General features: G+C 63.7%; 20 protein-coding genes and 1 pseudogene. 8 read left to right on the top strand and 13 right to left on the bottom strand.

The window, feature by feature from the left end:
- Positions 1-157: 157 nt before the first annotated feature.
- The 5 genes and pseudogenes from SI859A1_RS07325 to SI859A1_RS07345 form a co-directional block, all read right to left on the bottom strand.
- The gene (locus SI859A1_RS07325) at positions 158-679 is read right to left on the bottom strand and encodes a hypothetical protein (RefSeq protein WP_024351538.1); all 522 of its coding nucleotides are present in this window, start codon (positions 677-679) and stop codon (positions 158-160) included.
- Entirely contained in the window at positions 679-1,065 is a 387-nt protein-coding gene (locus SI859A1_RS07330) for a DUF302 domain-containing protein (RefSeq protein ID WP_009209186.1), read from the bottom strand. The genes SI859A1_RS07325 and SI859A1_RS07330 overlap by 1 nt, the downstream gene beginning before the upstream one ends.
- Positions 1,066-1,096: 31 nt before the next feature.
- Positions 1,097-2,380, bottom strand: a complete 1,284-nt coding sequence (locus SI859A1_RS07335) for an ATP-grasp domain-containing protein (protein ID WP_050767680.1) — start codon at positions 2,378-2,380, stop codon at positions 1,097-1,099.
- A 61-nt stretch (positions 2,381-2,441) separates the two neighbouring features.
- Positions 2,442-4,775 (bottom strand): heavy metal translocating P-type ATPase, encoded by a 2,334-nt coding sequence (locus SI859A1_RS07340; RefSeq protein WP_009209188.1) that lies wholly within the window; start codon positions 4,773-4,775, stop codon positions 2,442-2,444.
- A 277-nt stretch (positions 4,776-5,052) separates the two neighbouring features.
- Positions 5,053-5,241 (bottom strand): annotated as a pseudogene (locus SI859A1_RS07345) (IS3 family transposase); the annotation flags it as partial.
- 333 nt (positions 5,242-5,574) lie between these two features.
- Here SI859A1_RS07345 and SI859A1_RS22370 point away from each other — a divergent pair.
- Positions 5,575-5,856, top strand: a complete 282-nt coding sequence (locus tag SI859A1_RS22370; RefSeq protein ID WP_338024748.1) for a helix-turn-helix domain-containing protein — start codon at positions 5,575-5,577, stop codon at positions 5,854-5,856.
- Positions 5,857-6,401: 545 nt separating this feature from the next.
- Complete coding sequence (locus SI859A1_RS07355; RefSeq protein ID WP_024351535.1) at positions 6,402-6,728, top strand: hypothetical protein; 327 nt, start codon at positions 6,402-6,404, stop codon at positions 6,726-6,728.
- Positions 6,729-7,117: 389 nt separating this feature from the next.
- On the opposite strand, the gene SI859A1_RS07360 is transcribed toward SI859A1_RS07355, so the two are convergent.
- The gene (locus SI859A1_RS07360) at positions 7,118-7,735 is read right to left on the bottom strand and encodes a hypothetical protein (RefSeq protein WP_060576937.1); all 618 of its coding nucleotides are present in this window, start codon (positions 7,733-7,735) and stop codon (positions 7,118-7,120) included.
- Positions 7,736-8,025: 290 nt separating this feature from the next.
- Here SI859A1_RS07360 and SI859A1_RS07365 point away from each other — a divergent pair, with 290 nt between their 5' ends.
- On the top strand, positions 8,026-8,373 hold the full coding sequence (locus SI859A1_RS07365) for a hypothetical protein (protein WP_024351533.1): 348 nt from the start codon (positions 8,026-8,028) through the stop codon (positions 8,371-8,373).
- Positions 8,374-8,586: 213 nt separating this feature from the next.
- Entirely contained in the window at positions 8,587-9,312 is a 726-nt protein-coding gene (locus tag SI859A1_RS07370) for a hypothetical protein (protein ID WP_161600115.1), read from the top strand.
- Positions 9,313-9,493: 181 nt separating this feature from the next.
- Here the strand turns inward: SI859A1_RS07370 and SI859A1_RS21620 are convergent, their stop codons facing one another.
- On the bottom strand, positions 9,494-9,751 hold the full coding sequence (locus tag SI859A1_RS21620; RefSeq protein ID WP_024351532.1) for a hypothetical protein: 258 nt from the start codon (positions 9,749-9,751) through the stop codon (positions 9,494-9,496).
- Positions 9,748-10,170, bottom strand: coding sequence for a peptidoglycan-binding domain-containing protein (locus SI859A1_RS21915; protein ID WP_024351531.1), 423 nt, complete (start codon positions 10,168-10,170; stop codon positions 9,748-9,750). Before SI859A1_RS21915 ends, SI859A1_RS21620 begins: the two co-directional genes overlap by 4 nt.
- A 107-nt stretch (positions 10,171-10,277) precedes the next feature.
- Between SI859A1_RS21915 and SI859A1_RS07385 the strand changes: the two genes are divergently transcribed.
- From SI859A1_RS07385 to darG, 3 genes are all read left to right on the top strand, one after another.
- Positions 10,278-10,490: a hypothetical protein gene (locus SI859A1_RS07385; protein WP_024351530.1), complete on the top strand. Its 213-nt coding sequence runs from the start codon at positions 10,278-10,280 to the stop codon at positions 10,488-10,490.
- 139 nt (positions 10,491-10,629) lie between these two features.
- Positions 10,630-11,268 carry a type II toxin-antitoxin system toxin DNA ADP-ribosyl transferase DarT gene (darT, locus tag SI859A1_RS07390; RefSeq protein ID WP_009209194.1) on the top strand — a complete coding sequence of 213 codons (639 nt, stop codon included), beginning with the start codon at positions 10,630-10,632 and terminating at the stop codon, positions 11,266-11,268.
- Positions 11,268-12,347, top strand: a complete 1,080-nt coding sequence (gene darG / locus SI859A1_RS07395) for a type II toxin-antitoxin system antitoxin DNA ADP-ribosyl glycohydrolase DarG (RefSeq protein WP_009209195.1) — start codon at positions 11,268-11,270, stop codon at positions 12,345-12,347. Before darT ends, darG begins: the two co-directional genes overlap by 1 nt.
- 219 nt (positions 12,348-12,566) lie before the next feature.
- On the opposite strand, the gene SI859A1_RS07400 is transcribed toward darG, so the two are convergent.
- Entirely contained in the window at positions 12,567-12,860 is a 294-nt protein-coding gene (locus SI859A1_RS07400) for a hypothetical protein (protein WP_024351529.1), read from the bottom strand.
- A gap of 13 nt (positions 12,861-12,873) precedes the next feature.
- Complete coding sequence (locus tag SI859A1_RS21755) at positions 12,874-13,281, bottom strand: hypothetical protein (protein ID WP_024351528.1); 408 nt, start codon at positions 13,279-13,281, stop codon at positions 12,874-12,876.
- Here SI859A1_RS21755 and SI859A1_RS22055 point away from each other — a divergent pair.
- Complete coding sequence (locus SI859A1_RS22055) at positions 13,260-13,415, top strand: hypothetical protein (protein ID WP_156416169.1); 156 nt, start codon at positions 13,260-13,262, stop codon at positions 13,413-13,415. The genes SI859A1_RS21755 and SI859A1_RS22055 overlap by 22 nt on opposite strands.
- A 279-nt stretch (positions 13,416-13,694) precedes the next feature.
- On the opposite strand, the gene SI859A1_RS07410 is transcribed toward SI859A1_RS22055, so the two are convergent.
- The 3 genes from SI859A1_RS07410 to SI859A1_RS07420 are packed head-to-tail and all read right to left on the bottom strand — an operon-like array spanning position 13,695 to position 14,415.
- A complete protein-coding gene (locus SI859A1_RS07410; protein WP_024351527.1) occupies positions 13,695-13,976 on the bottom strand; it encodes a hypothetical protein in 282 nt (93 codons plus the stop codon).
- Entirely contained in the window at positions 13,970-14,191 is a 222-nt protein-coding gene (locus SI859A1_RS07415; protein ID WP_024351526.1) for a hypothetical protein, read from the bottom strand. Before SI859A1_RS07415 ends, SI859A1_RS07410 begins: the two co-directional genes overlap by 7 nt.
- Positions 14,185-14,415 carry a hypothetical protein gene (locus SI859A1_RS07420; RefSeq protein ID WP_024351525.1) on the bottom strand — a complete coding sequence of 77 codons (231 nt, stop codon included), beginning with the start codon at positions 14,413-14,415 and terminating at the stop codon, positions 14,185-14,187. Before SI859A1_RS07420 ends, SI859A1_RS07415 begins: the two co-directional genes overlap by 7 nt.
- Between the last annotated feature and the right edge of the window lie 100 nt (positions 14,416-14,515).

Raw genomic sequence — 14,515 nt, forward strand, 5'->3', positions numbered from 1 at the left:
AAAGCCGCAATCCCTTACGAGCCCTATGCGAGAAGTGCCCAATGTCTGCCGTCGCTGATTTTCTCACCGTCGAAGACCGCACCGGCAAAACTCGCTGAAACTTCCGGCCACTGCGGCCGTGGCCAGAGACCGCAGCGGGCATTGGGCAGTCGACCCTTCATGCATTGGCCTCGCGTATGGCCTGCGCGCCGAGGAGATGGCGGCGGGTCAGCCAGATCACGAGCAGCGGAACGACGACCCATTGGAGGAGCGGACTCAGACCAGTGCCTAACGGCGGTACGAGCGGCATCAGTTCCGAATAGGACCAGCGTAAGCTGATGTTGGTATAGTAGTACTCGAACCCTACGGTCAGGACGATACCGACAGCGACAAAGAGTCCGGCCGGAAAGCGGGTTGGCCGAAGGAGCCAGTCACGGCTACGTGCCGCCAGACAGGCAGCCCAAAATGCAGTCAGCGCGAACCCGACATCGCCAAAAGTTGCCGACATGCAAAGCTTGATCGCCTCCCAGTGAGGCATCTCGGCCATGCCGGTATAGGTCGGAACCTGAACGAACTCCCAGACGAAATGCAGGACGAACGAGAAGTAGGCGACGGGAAGTTCGGGCGCCTCCCACAGGCCAGCAGGGCGTGCGCGGTCTTCGGAAAAGGCGCGCGCGTTCGTCTCATTGGTATATCCCATCAAATCGCGTCGACGGCTTTCGCCAGAAGGTCCCGCACCTCACCCGCCACGGCTGTCAGTTCGGCGTTTTCGATCGCCTGCATAGACGCCACCGGGTCGATCGCACTGATTTCCACGCCGCCCTCGACTTCGCGCAGGATGACATTGCAGGGCAGCATCGCGCCTACCCGTGGCTCGATTCCGATCGCCTGATGCGCCATCTTCGGATTACAGGCGCCGAGGATGCGATACGCCGACATCTCGACATCGAGCTTTTTCTTCATCGTCGCCTTGACGTCAATTTCGGTCAGTATGCCGAAGCCATGGTTCGCTAACGCCTTGCGCGTTCGGGCGGCAATGTCATCGATACCCCAGCCAGCAATCGTTCGATTAATTGTATAGGTCATCCTCAGTTCCTTTGATCTTCCCGAAATGCCGTCATGATCGAACCACAAATACTGGAGCAAACCCGCCTCCAGGTGTTCTGAAATTCGTGGTTTGTCCTTGATAGAGGCGCGCAGCAACCAGAAGCACCTGTCCATCATAGGTATAGAGCCTGATGTCCATCTTGCGCGGCTGGAATGCGTCATCGATCCTGATCATGCGCTCGCTCGGCCTGACCAGGGTCTGGGCAACGTAGCCACCCCCCTTGATCTCTGCCCAGACGCCTTTCGTCACCTTGTCGCCGCGATACACTGCCTTTCCACCGTGTCCGCCCGTCGACTTGAAAAACAGGGCCTTCCGCGACTTCCAAAGGTCCTCGGCATTTTCGGGAGTGACAAGGACAGTGCGCGGAACAGAGCGGAGCTGCGCCAGAAGTTTCGGTTCCAAGCCCCAGGACTCGATCAATGCCGGATCTGAGAGGATCGAAAGGTTCCGTTTGTCGGCGAGCAGCGCGTGGTTGTAGGAATTCGGCGTGACGACCACGGCGCCGTCTCGGTAGGCGTCTCGTAACGCTTTGTGTTCTGGCCGATCGAACGCAAAATCGGTGACCCGGTTGTAAACAAGGTCGATCGGCTTTCCCTCGAGGCTGAGCCGACCGGCCTCAACGCGAAGCTGGCTGGCGTCCGCGATGACTGCGTCCACGCCGCGAGCGGCCAAGGCTTGCCTCGCCAGCACGAACTCAGGATAAAGATACTGTTCCTCCGGCCTGTCGTCGACGATAGCAATCCGACGTATTGCACCGTTTCCCCGCTGGCGCATCCATTCGTTTTGGAACATGCGAAACGCCGCATCCTCAAAGGCGTGCGGCTTAATTGGTAGGTCCATTTCCGCACAGCAAGTGCGCTGCGCTCTTGCAAGAAGAGCGTTGAGGAATGCCCCACCGGCGTTGGTATTAATCTCGATAAGTCGGGGGCCGTCTTCACCAAGATGGAAGTCGTAGCCCATCAGGGCGCCAGCCGGGCCGTGATCCTCCCGCGAGATTTTGGGGGCCCAAGAGAAAACCGCGGCCTTGTACGCTGTGAGCCGGGCCGTCTGCTCGATAGCTGCGACCACCTTCTGCATCTCGGCTACCTGGCTGGCAGAAAGGAATACCGGCACGTTCGAGAACAAGTGAGCCTTAGGGCGGATGAACCTTTCGCAGAATTCCGGATCGCCAGCTTCTTGCTCTAGTGCCTCGCACAGCGATCGACGGTCGAGCGTGACGCAGAAGCAGTTCTGGTTGAGCCGATCCGAGAGGACACGCGTCGGATCAGAGGACGTCAAGTTTGAATTGCTCATTGCTCGCCACACCATGACTGCGTCGGAAACCGACGCGCTTTGAGCTTGAGGGAAGCCTGGATCACAGGTCGACCCGCCTGAGCCGAAGTGCATTGCTGATGACTGATACCGAAGACAGGCTCATCGCCGCTGCCGCGATCATGGGGGAGAGCAGAAGCCCGGTGACGGGGTAGAGCAGCCCTGCCGCGACCGGTACGCCGAGGGCGTTGTAGGCGAAGGCGAAGAACAGGTTCTGCTTGATGTTGCGCAGGGTGGCGCGCGCCAGCTTGCGCGCCCGGACAATGCCCATCAGGTCACCGCCCAGGAGGGTAATCCCCGCACTTTCCATCGCCACGTCTGCGCCCGTTCCCATGGCGATGCCAACATCGGCGGCGGCAAGCGCGGGCGCGTCGTTGACGCCGTCGCCTGCCATCGCGATCTTGTGGCCATCGCGGCGCAACTGGTCGATCAGGTCCTTCTTGGCCTCGGGCAGCACGCCCGCGCGGACCTCGTCGATGCCGAGCCGCCCCGCGACCGCCTGCGCCGTGCGTTCGTTGTCGCCCGTCGCCATGATGACGCGTAGCCCCTGGCCGTGGAGTTCCCTGATTGCCTGCGCCGTTGATTCCTTGATCGGGTCGGCCACCGCCACGATGCCTGCCAGCGCGCCCTCAACCGCAATGAACATCGCCGTCTTGCCTTCAGCGCGCAGCGTGTCGGCCTTCCCTTCGGCCCGCGTCACATCCAGCCCCATCTCCCGCATCATAGCGGAGTTGCCGAGCGCAACCGCGCGCCCGCCGACGTTGCCGCGCACGCCCTTGCCGGTGACTGCTTCGAAGTCCGCGGCTTCCTGACGCGGGGCACCCTGCGCCTCAGCTCCCTCGACGATCGCTTCGGCCAGCGGGTGTTCCGAGCCGCGCTCCAGCGCTGCCGCCAGTGATAGGAGGTCGGGCTCCGTCAGGTTTCCGAGCGCGAGCGTATCGGTCAGCTTCGGCTTACCCATGGTCAGCGTGCCGGTCTTGTCGACTATCAGTGTATCAACGGCCGCCATGCGCTCCAGCGCCTCCGCGTCCTTGATTAGAACGCCAGCCTGCGCCCCGCGCCCCGCCGCCGTGGTGATGGAGATCGGTGTTGCCAGTCCCAGGGCGCAAGGACACGCGATGATCAGCACGGACACGGCCGAGGCTATGGCGAAAACAAGCGCGGGTTCCGGGCCAAAGGTCAGCCAGACACCGAAGGCGAAAACGGCGATGGCCACGACCGCCGGGACAAACACCGCCGACACCCTGTCCGCCAGTCCCTGGATCGGGGCGCGGGAACGGCGTGCATTCGATACCATCGTCACGATCTGTGCCAGCACCGTGTCGGATCCGACCTTACCCGCCTCCATCACCAGCGAGCCGTTCTTGTTGATCGTAGCCCCGGTCACGGCATCGCCCGGACCCTTTTCCACCGGCATCGACTCGCCGGTGAGCATGCTTTCGTCCAAGGATGATCGGCCCTCGATAACCGTCCCGTCGACCGGCACCGCATCTCCCGGGCGCACACGCAAACGGTCGCCTTCCATGATGTTGTCCAGCGGCGCGTCATATTCCGAGCCATCAGGCAAGATGCGGCGCGCGGTCTTGGGCGCTAGGTCCAGAAGCGCGCGGATCGCGTCGCCAGTGCGTTCGCGCGCACGCAGTTCCAGGACCTGCCCGACGAATACCAGCGCGACGATCACCACGGCCGCTTCGTAATAGGTGCCGACACCCTCGCCCATCCGATAAGCATCGGGAAAGACGCCCGGCAGGAATGTCGCGACCAACGAGTAGAGATAGGCTGCCGCTACGCCGAGGCTGATCAGTGTCCACATGTTAGGGCTACGGTTCACCACCGAGTCCCAGCCACGCTGAAAGAACGGCAGAGCCGCCCAGAGAATGATCGGCGTCGCCAGCACGAATTCGAGATAGCTGGCGGTCTGGTGACCGATCCAATCGCGCACGGGTAGCGCCACCAGTTCGCCCATGGTCAGCACGATCAGCGGTACCGCCGCCGCCGCCGAAATCCACATCCGGCGGGTGAAGTCGGTCAACTCCTCGCTGGGCTCGTCGGAAGGCAGCATCGGCTCCAGCGCCATGCCACAGATCGGGCAGGCCCCCGGAGCGTCGGTGACGATCTCAGGGTGCATCGGGCATGTGTATTGAATATTGACCGGCACAGCCTGCTTCGGTCCTGCTGCTCGACCCGAGCCGTAAAACCAGGGATCGATGGTGAACTTCGTCTGGCAATTCTCGGAACAGAAATGGAAGGTGTTGCCCCCAAACTCAGCGTGACGCCCGTTGGGCTTGACTGCGACCGTCATCCCACAAACCGGGTCTCTCGCCGTCTCGGTCCCCGCCTGGATGTCAGGTGCCGCGTGATGATGATCATGGTCCATGGCCTGCCAACCTCCGGTCTGTCTTCTCATCATCGAGCTTCCAGTGGCTGGAAGCTCAAGCCAATTTTCAATGATAGTCGTGAGGGCTCCTTCTGACAGGACTGGCGCGGATCTCCAGTAAGCCGATAGCCACCTGATAATGGAATCGACGGGGAGGTGGCGGCGAGCGGAGATACTGAGGTTACGCCAGATATTTGATCTTGAGTGCCTACCAAGCTCTCGATGTAGGATGCCGCTGAAACGCGCCGGGTTTCCCAGAGACCGTTTAGCTTTAGTCCTAGGCAGCGATCGGCATTGCCTCAAGCTCGGCGTAGTATGCGGCTTCTGCTTCAGCGGGTGTGATGTTGCCAATTGGCTCGACAAGCCGGCGATTGTTGAACGAGCCGACCCATTCGAGGGTGGCGAACTCGACGGCTCCGAAGCTGCGCCACGGCCCCCGCCAATGGATGGCCTCGGCCTTGAACAACCTGACGCCATGAAGCTGAAGGTTTGCAATCTTGATCTCTTCTACCGTTCGCATCAGCCGACGGGGGTTAGAAAGGCCGGTTGGTTGCGTTACGGTGGGCCGCTCATGCTCAGCGAACGCTGGCGCCGTCGACGCGAGATGAGGATTCGGGCATATTGGCTGAAACGTCGACTGACATGCGTCGCGCATGGATCCTTGGAGCGAATGCTGGAACGTCAGTCTGGAGGTAAGGCGGACAGGAATGGGACCCGACTGGAGCGATCCGGATTGCAAGGATTCGCCATGCCTGAGTATCCGCCCATCGATGGCATCGCATGCCGGGGCGCACGAGCAATGCTTGGCATCAGCCAAGGCAAGCTGTGCGAGCGAGCGGGTTGCGGGCGCAGCCTGCTGAACGATTTCGAAAACGGTCTGAGGGTCCCGAAGGCTAGTAGCGCCGCAAGGATCCGCGAAGCTCTCGAGGCTCTCGGAGCGGTGTTCATCGCCCATGGCGAGCGCTATGCGGTTGGTGTTCGGCTTGCGACCGCTTCGGAGAAGACCGCAAGGGGGCAGTCGATAGCAGACGGACGCGGCCGTGTGTCCCGACTGGCGAGGTCTGATCGGGCGGATTGTTAGGGCCGGTCAACCGAATTCGCCCGGAACCCGAGCCGGGGTCGCGTCGGCCCGACCGGATCGCGTCGCTCAGACGCTGAGAAATCGAGGATTGCCTCACTAAGTAACTTTGGGAGATCCAGTGTGGTCACCGGAGCTGTCGAAAGTTCATGTGTTCGGCAATCCCCATCGAACAAATGCACTACAGCAAGGCACTAAACCGATACGCTCGTGCACATCTGGACAACCTGATTTGCTCGATTGCAGACGCCCTTTGTTCCGTCGGCGCGCCGATGGTGTCGCGAACGCTGTCTCCCTCGCATTCGAACTGAGGCTGCCATCCGCCAAGACCGCCGATCGACTTCGTGGCAGATCGATCGAAAGCGCCGAGGCCGGCGAGTTTGAGTGGGATGCGAAGTGCTGGCTGCAACGGCTCGAGCGGAAGATGATCACGTCGGAATACACTCGCTGCGAACGTTCGCCGGCTACCCGGCGGGAGGTTAGCTTCCGGCCAGCCGTGTCCCTTGCGTACTTCGCCCGTAGCCTGATCGTGCATCAGGGAGGACCATATGAGCCAGGAGCGCCTCAAAATCTCGTGGCAGCATTTCACTCAGGAAGACGCAGATCTTTTGTCGGTCTGGCGGATCGACGCTCCGATCACGGTCATGAATGATGACGATGGCTTCACGGTAGGCACCGGCGGGTGGTGGCGACCAGGAATTATCCTGGAGGACAGGTTGCAGAAGCTTCGCGACGCCGGTCACTCTAAGGCATTCGTCGAGGCCGTCAGATGGGCGGGCGGCAAGGAGGCGTGGAGCGTTCGCTTCTGCGAGGAGGGCGAACTGCAACCTGACATTCCGCTCGGCGGATATGGCACCGGGCCGCCACCGCGGTAGCGGCGGCGATGGAACTCGCGCCACGGCACCCCTTAGGCTATGTCAAAGAGTAGATGCGGTAGGGCAAAGACGGTCAGTCACTCTAACTGCTTCAATCGGGCGATCTTAGGAGGCCGAAGTCATTGCAGGGATCGCGCAATCCCTTGCGGACATCCCAGTAACGTATTGTTATCACTGAGGCGTCAGAAAGCCTTTTTGAAAGCGGGCACAATCGTGGCTGGTCCTCGAAGAGGAGAAACGAAGAGGGGCGGCCCGTCTCCGGACCGCCCCTCGTTTAGACCCTTCCGGTATCCCGCATGGGGAGCAAGCTTCATCGTAATGTCGCCACCGACCGTGTGATGCCAGTCACGCCGGCGGGCTTGCCCCAGACAAGCCCCCAGCGACATCCGTCACCCCATGACGAGCCGAGGCCCGCCCGCCCTTCGACGCCGCACCCGCTCGGCGAACCCCTCGACCACCGGCACCTCCTCCCGGCCGGAGACCTCCGCCTCCGTCAGCTCCGGCTCCCGACGCCTGCACGGTTCGACACCCAGCGCCCCACCGCCCAGTCCGCGCGCTAGGCGCCCACACACCAAGCCGCCCGCTGCCGCGAGGCGGTCGAGGTCGTGCGGCTGGAGCCGAAGCAGCCACGACACTTGGTCCGGCGACAGGGCCTCAAGGGACACCTGCCGGCGGTCGGTCGCCGACGCGCGGGCGTAAGCGTGCACCGTTGCTGACACCGGGTCGGTGCCGTCGGGCGCCGGGTCGAGATCGGACGGCAGCGCGCCGGGCAGGGCGCGCCCCTTGCCGCGCTTGGCGACCATCGCGGCGATCTCGCCTGCCGTGTCCGGCGGTGGGGCTGCATCGGGCGGCAGGGGGAGGGAGCCGCCTCCGCCACCGCTGAGCATGCGGCCGGGGAGGGAAACCGTCCACTCGACGGCCCACCAAGCGTAGCGGAAACCCTGCGCGGCGAGGTGGGCGGCGGCGGATGCCATAGCGCGCATGGCGGACAGGATGGCGGCGAGCATGGGGGTGTCCCTCCTTCTGGGTGTCGGAGGATGGTGGACGTCTAAAATGCAAGGGACGACGTAAGGCGCGCGAGAACCGAGTTTCGACACCGTTTCGGCCTGGGCTAGACTCCCCCGGGCGACTCCTGTCATCCAGGCCGTCCACTTCAACGAGGCCATCATGTCCGCCGCCGCCCTCCTTTCCTTCCGCCCCGAGCACGATGCCGAGGTCCGCCTGATAGGCGGCTCGAATTCGTCGGACTCGCGGGACACGCGCCCCTATGCGCGATTTGGAAGGAACTGCGGACAACATGATCAGCAACGACAACAACGACGGCGCGGCGCGCGCCGCTAGCATCGAAGGGGAGCGCCAGCAGGTGCTCCGCCTCCTCGACTGGCTTGAGGAGGGTGCTGGCCTGGCGATCGTCGCCATCACGGTCTTCAAGGCGCGCCCGCAGCCGCAGCCGTTCGGCTCCACCGAGCGCCTCGCCGCCTTCATGGAGGCGAACATCGACAAGATGCTGGCGGTCACGCCCGAGGTGAAGGTGCCCATCGAGGGCATGCCGGCATCGGTGGTCCGGTCGACGCTCTCCCACTGGCTCTCGCACACCACGGTCAACGTCCTCTGGCAGGTCGACTTCGTCCTGAAGAACCGCTGAACGACCGAGGCCCCGGCCGGCACCATCAGCCGGGGCCTCGGTGCCCAACCCAACCCCTAAGAAGGCTCATCATGCATCCCGCCGCCATTCTCTCCTTCCGCCCAGAGCACGCAGTCGAGGTCCGCCGCATAGGCGGCACGACGGCGTCCGACTCGCGGGCAATCGGGTGCCCCTCAGCACCTCAACGGAAGGAAAACAGGAATGGCCAAGATCTTGAAGTTCACGCCGAAGGCACACCTCGACACTGAGACGCTGGACCGCATGGCGGCGGTCGCCGCTGAGCGGTTCCGCAGCTTGCCGTCGGCGATCCGCAAGGGGCAGGAGCCGCCCAGCCAGATGGTCTGCGGCCTCATCAAGGGCGCCCAAGCCGCCGACGTCGCCCGCTGGCTCTATCAGAACCTGACGCTGCCGAAGAAGCAGTTCGCCGAGTTCCGAAAGGTCGTGACGGACGCGGGCATCGCCAACAACATCACGGGGGGCACGGCCCTCGACGCGCTGATCGAGCGCACGGTCGCGACCCAAAAGCCGACGCTGGAGGCGATCGCAGAGCGCTTCGGCGCCACGCTGGTCGAGGGAGAGGTGTCTGGAGCCGAGGATGTCGCGGACGAACTCGAGGCCCGCGAGCGCGCTATCGAGGACGCGCGCCGGGAAGCCGAGGACGTGGACATCGGCTTGCTTCGCGAGTGGATGGACGACTTTGGCTGGCTCAGCCTGATGATCCTCGCCGACGAGCGTGGGCGGGCGTTGTTCAAGGACCAGTACGACTTCTCCCGGTGGGCGCAGGAGAACTGGCACGGCTCCACGGCCTTTCGGGCGGCTCCGCTTGGGGTCCTGGACTGGCAGGGCGCCAACGACGCGATCTTCCACTGGATGGAGGAATGCGAGTTCGACCTGGAGCATCTCAACCGGATCGTCGCCAATGCGATGGCGCGTCGCTGAACAATGGAGGTCCCGGCATCACTCGCCGGGGCCTCTTTGTTTCAAGCCCGCCATCCGCACCGCGCGGCGCCGTGCCGATTGTGCTCGACGACCTGCCGCACGAGCTCGTCCGACGTGCTCGCGACGTCGGCCGCCGTCGGCCGCCGTCGGCCGGATCGCGCGCCAGCCGTCGCAGCCGGAGCTAGGCGCGGTCGTCGCGCACCCAGCCAGCGAACTCATCGCGGCGAGCGCGAGCACTGAGAGCGTCAACCTGGTCATCGGTCCGGTTCCTTTCGCGCAGGGCGTCGAGGGAGTCTCGCGTCTGCCGAGACTCCTCGGCGCGCTGCCCGGCGCCGTACACGCGGGCGACGATGCCGAGGGCGACGAGGGCGCCCGCCCCGGCGGCGGCCAGCCAGTGGCCCACGCGGGTGCCGGCGAACCAGGCGAGGACGGTGGTCATGCGGCGACACCTTCGTACGTCCGGCGCGACCGGAGCCACTCGTAGCCGGCATAGGGCAGCGCGGCGACGCCCACGAGGCCGGCGACGGCGACCACGCCGGATGCCAGCGCCTCCGCGGCGTCGGCGAGCCTCGGGATGCCGGCGACCTGACCGGCGAGGCCACCGACCTGAGCGGCAGCCGCCTCGAGCTGCGCCTTCGCCTGGCCGAGCGAGACGGCGGCGGCCGTGGCGGTGGCGACCTTGCCGACGTTGGGCAGCTCGGCAACGGGCGTCTTGCCGAGGTTCTCGCGCTCTCCCGGGAGCTGCTTCTCCAAGTGGCTCCACGTCTCCGGCCCCACGACGCCGTCCGCCTTCGCGCCGTGCGCCTTCTGGTAGGCGACCACCGCGCGCTTCACGTTCGGGCCGAAGTCGCCGTCCACCGCGAGCCGGGCACCGGCCGGGCGCTCGGCTTGGTGAGGCGATCGGTCAGCGCCGGGGCGCGTTCCCCATCACCAGGCGCGGTTGCGCCGCAACTTTCGAGGTCCGGATGCCAAAAAGTGTTGCCCATCAGCGCGCAAAGGACAAGCTGGCCGAGCTGCTCGGATCCACCTACGACGCCCAGGCGATGGCCGAAATCCTGCACCGGGACAACCGCGACCCGGCGCTCGCGTCGGCGATGCGTCGGCTTGCCGAGGCCGCCGAGGATTTGGAGCGGGCGGCGACGAGGGCGGGGCGGCCGCTACTGAGTGTCGTCAGGTAATTCTGGAGTCACTTGAACTGGCGTGGTAGCCCATCCTCCCATGGACAAGGACGATAGGACATCCGGACATCTACGCTGGCGCTAGCCATCAACAAGATGTCCGCATGTTGCGTTCGACGGGTGCTCGGATGGTGGATGTATGGCTGATTTGACGGCAGAGAGGGCCCTGATCTTCCGGATCGTACATCGGGACAATGTCGAATGGATTTTGGACAACGGCCTGCACTGCAAGAAGGCCCACGTCTCGGACCCAAACTACGTCGCTATCGGCAACCTCGAGCTGATCGATAGGCGAACCAATCACCCGGTTCCGTGTCATCCAAACGGCACGCTGGGCGACTACGTACCGTTCTACTTCACCCCATTCTCTCCGATGATGCTCAACATCAAAACTGGATATGGCGGGATCCGGAAGAGGGCCAATGAGGAGATCGTCGTTCTCGTCTCGTCGCTACACAAGCTTAATGAAGCTGGGTTACCAATCGTCTTCACGGATCGGCATGCATATCTACAGGCTGCAAGATTCTATACGGACATGCAAAGGTTGAATGAAATAGACTGGGCAATATTGCGGGCGAAGGACTTCAAGAGAAATGCGGAGGATCCCGGCAAGTTCGAGCGATATCAAGCAGAAGCACTTGTCCACAGGTCGCTTCCGTGTGCTGGTCTATTGGGTATCGCATGCTATAATGAGGCCGTCATGGCTTCTGTGAAGCGCCAGACCGAGCGCCGGGGGTTAAATATGCGGGTCATCGCACAGCGGAAATACTACTTCTGATGATTAGATTTGTTTCAGGCAATCTACTCAACTCGGGTGCTGAAGCCCTCGTCAACACGGTCAACACTGTGGGCGTGATGGGAAAAGGCATTGCCCTCATGTTCAAGGAGGCGTTCCCGGCTAATTTTCGGGCTTATGCTGCAGCCTGCAAGAACGAAGAAATCAAGGTCGGCCAGATCTTCGTTACAGAGCGAACCGACTGGGTCGGCGGACCACGCTGGATCGTCAATTTCCCCACCAAAAAGCATTGGCGAAACCCGTCGAAAATCGAGTGGATCGATCAAGGATTGGAAGATCTCAAGCGGTTCGTGATTGCGAACGGCGTACGGTCGATTGCTCTGCCGCCACTCGGCAGCGGAAACGGGGGCTTGGACTGGCGGGAAGTGAGGCCGCGTATCGAGCAGGCTCTGGGTGATTTGATTGATGTTGATGTGATCGTCTACGAGCCGACTGATGTCTATCAGAACGTCGCCAAACGAGAGGGCGTCGAGAAACTCACTCCTGCGCGTGCTCTGGTTGCAGAGTTGGTGCGTCGGTATTGGATCTTAGGCATCGAATGCACAATGCTGGAAATCCAGAAACTGACCTACTTGCTTGATCGAAATGTGAAAGCGACTGGGGTAGATAGTCCGTTGAAGCTAGCCTACAAGGCGGAGCGGTATGGCCCCTATGCGCAGAACCTGCAACACCTGCTGAACAGTTTGGACGGTAGCTACCTGCACTGCGAGCGGCGGATTGCTGATGCTGGACCCTTGGATATTGTATGGTTTGAGGACAGTAAGCGCGACCACGTTGCAGCCTACTTGAAGTCGGCAGACGCTCGTCCCTATCTGGCAGCCCTACACGCAACATCGGACACCATTGATGGCTTCGAGTCCCCCTTGGGTATGGAGCTGCTAGGGACGATCGATTGGCTCCTCGATCACGGGGCTGAGGCCAACGTTCCTGCGGTGCGGGAAGGTCTTCGCAACTGGGCGGGCGGGATCGAAGCTGGCGAGCGTAAGCAGCGTCTGTTCGATGACCGGATGCTTCAGCTCGCCCTTGAGAGGCTAACCGGACGGATAGCCGAGGAAGCCTAACCGGAAGGTACGTCTTCATTCGGCTCCGCATCCGGCACCGACACGCTGACGAACGCCGCCGACACATCGATCTTGGTGCCCGGCGCGCTCCGATGACGGTGAACTCCTGCGCGCTCTCCCCGCGACCCGCGCGGATATCCGCCGCCCGCAGGACGCGGGTGCTGATGGGCCGGGTCGCCTTCTTGAGCGCGCGGACGAGCTGACGGGTGGACGAGCTGCTCATGCCTCGGACTCCAAGTCGATCTGCCTCGGCAGCGCCAACGGCCGGCACGTAACCCGCAGCCTCCTTGAAAGCAGGTCCTCCTGTCGCAAGGCGTCGTAGCCGACGACAAGCTGCGTCACCCGCGTTGCCAACTCCTTCTCCGGGTCGTCGGCGACGAACATCGCGGCGAGCTGCGACGCCGCTTGGTTCGACCACTCGAACACGCGCGGCGTCGCAATCCGAAGGGACATCGCGTTGACGGGCGTCGAAGCCGACTTGCCCGTCACCTTGTAGACGAGGGCGCCCGTCACCTCATCGAACTCGTCATCGGGCGGGATCGCCGTCGCCCGGCACGCAGCCGGTGGTGAAGCTCGCGACACGGTTGCCGTCCCCGTCGGCGGACAGCTCTAGGTCCATGATTTTCCCGACCGGCGCGGCGCCCGAGATGTAGCGGCCCGCGACCCGGATCTCGTCGTCCACCGTGAGCTCGCGGGCCAACTCCCAAGGGATTTCGCCGCTGAAGCGCACGCACTGTGCCTGTAGGAGGGCTTCGCGCTCCAGCATGTGCAGCGCGCAGTTCACCGTTCGCGCGCCCCGGTCGGTATCGACGTAGCTAGACCGCCGCGCATCGAGAGGGACGTCTTTCTCGGCTCGCTCCCACAGCACGACGCCCCCGTCGTCTTCGTGCAGAAGGCTTTCGCCTTGACGGTGTGCGCCTTCTTGCAGGACCACGCCTTGCCGTTCGCCAGCACCCGGTCTCCATCTCGCTGTCGCTGTCGCTGTCGCTGTCGCTGTCGCTGTCGCTGTCGCTGTCGCTGCCGAAGGCGCGGACCGACTGCACCTCTGTGGCGAGGATCGAGTCGTAGAGCGGGTAGTGCGGCACCGGGAGAGCCTTCGCCCGGCGGGTGTCCCGCCTGACCGATTGCGGCGCCGCGCGGCTGTGACTGGACCAGCCCGATGACGCCGTCGCGCTCCTCGATCGCCGTGAGCGTGCTGATGCCCTGGGCGTGCCACTTGAACCAGCGGCCGAGGTCGTCGGGTGCGTTGGGGTCCTTGTTGATGGCCGTCGTCAGGCTGGTGAAGGTGAAGAGGTCGGAATGGTTGAGCACGGTGTGCGTCTCCAAGGGATGTGGGGAGGACCGCGCTCAGCGGGCCTTAATGCCGTTCACGGCGAGTGCCGCGATGGCGGAAGCGGCGGCCGCTGGGACGGTCGGTAGCGTGAGCTCGAACCGCTTGACCTCGTCGCTATCGATGACCGCAGCCTCGACCCCCACCAGCGGGGCGGCGTCCGTCGCGTCGACGTGGCGGCACAGGATGACGGCGGTCTCGGCGCCGACGTACGGAACCGCGAACCCGGTAGGGTCGCCGTCGACTTCCTCGGACTCGAGCACGGTGCCGGCTTGGTAGTCGGCGCCGGCCTTCAGCACGCGGTGCCGCGCGAGCGGAAGCCGTTGGCCTCCGACAGGATGAAGACTTCGTCCGGGATGTGGGGGTGAGCCAGTCGGCCATGTGGGATGTCTCCGGGGGAAAGGGTGGCGGCGCGACGGCGTTTGGCTTCGTCCTCCGGGATGTGGCCCGGCTCGCTCGGCGGCGACCGCGTCGCCTCGGACTCGGCGGCCCGGCGGACGAGCCACTTCACCACGTCGGCGATGTCCAGCTCCCACGGAGTTCTGGTCGCTTGTTGCCGCGCTGGATGGCCGGGCAGCCCTGTTCCAGCCATTTCGCGATCGTGTTCCGGTCGCGGTCAAGCATCAACGCGATGGCGGCGAGCGACTTCACGCGGTTGGAGGCGCTCTCACCGCGCGGCGTCGTCTCATCGCCGCTCTCAATCATCACCCCGGCGCTGTTGCGCGGCCGCCTCGGCATCCTGCCCGACTCCTTTTGTTGCAAGGACTCCGGCAGGTTTGGCCGCAACTTTCGACGGCAGGCATGATGATGTTGGGAGGGCGATTCCCAGATTGTTGAC

The organism is Aurantimonas manganoxydans SI85-9A1, assembly GCF_000153465.1.
GTDB classification, from domain to species: domain Bacteria; phylum Pseudomonadota; class Alphaproteobacteria; order Rhizobiales; family Rhizobiaceae; genus Aurantimonas; species Aurantimonas manganoxydans.

What these genes read in the sequence shown, in the direction of transcription:
- SI859A1_RS07325 (WP_024351538.1), bottom strand. Translation starts at nt 679, where the DNA reads ATGGGATATACCAATGAGACGAACGCGCGCGCCTTTTCCGAAGACCGC.
- SI859A1_RS07330 (WP_009209186.1), bottom strand. Translation starts at nt 1,065, where the DNA reads ATGACCTATACAATTAATCGAACGATTGCTGGCTGGGGTATCGATGAC.
- SI859A1_RS07335 (WP_050767680.1), bottom strand. Translation starts at nt 2,380, where the DNA reads ATGAGCAATTCAAACTTGACGTCCTCTGATCCGACGCGTGTCCTCTCG.
- SI859A1_RS07340 (WP_009209188.1), bottom strand. Translation starts at nt 4,775, where the DNA reads ATGGACCATGATCATCATCACGCGGCACCTGACATCCAGGCGGGGACC.
- SI859A1_RS22370 (WP_338024748.1), top strand. Translation starts at nt 5,575, where the DNA reads ATGCTTGGCATCAGCCAAGGCAAGCTGTGCGAGCGAGCGGGTTGCGGG.
- SI859A1_RS07355 (WP_024351535.1), top strand. Translation starts at nt 6,402, where the DNA reads ATGAGCCAGGAGCGCCTCAAAATCTCGTGGCAGCATTTCACTCAGGAA.
- SI859A1_RS07360 (WP_060576937.1), bottom strand. Translation starts at nt 7,735, where the DNA reads ATGCTCGCCGCCATCCTGTCCGCCATGCGCGCTATGGCATCCGCCGCC.
- SI859A1_RS07365 (WP_024351533.1), top strand. Translation starts at nt 8,026, where the DNA reads ATGATCAGCAACGACAACAACGACGGCGCGGCGCGCGCCGCTAGCATC.
- SI859A1_RS21620 (WP_024351532.1), bottom strand. Translation starts at nt 9,751, where the DNA reads ATGACCACCGTCCTCGCCTGGTTCGCCGGCACCCGCGTGGGCCACTGG.
- SI859A1_RS07385 (WP_024351530.1), top strand. Translation starts at nt 10,278, where the DNA reads ATGCCAAAAAGTGTTGCCCATCAGCGCGCAAAGGACAAGCTGGCCGAG.
- darT (WP_009209194.1), top strand. Translation starts at nt 10,630, where the DNA reads ATGGCTGATTTGACGGCAGAGAGGGCCCTGATCTTCCGGATCGTACAT.
- darG (WP_009209195.1), top strand. Translation starts at nt 11,268, where the DNA reads ATGATTAGATTTGTTTCAGGCAATCTACTCAACTCGGGTGCTGAAGCC.
- SI859A1_RS07420 (WP_024351525.1), bottom strand. Translation starts at nt 14,415, where the DNA reads ATGCCGAGGCGGCCGCGCAACAGCGCCGGGGTGATGATTGAGAGCGGC.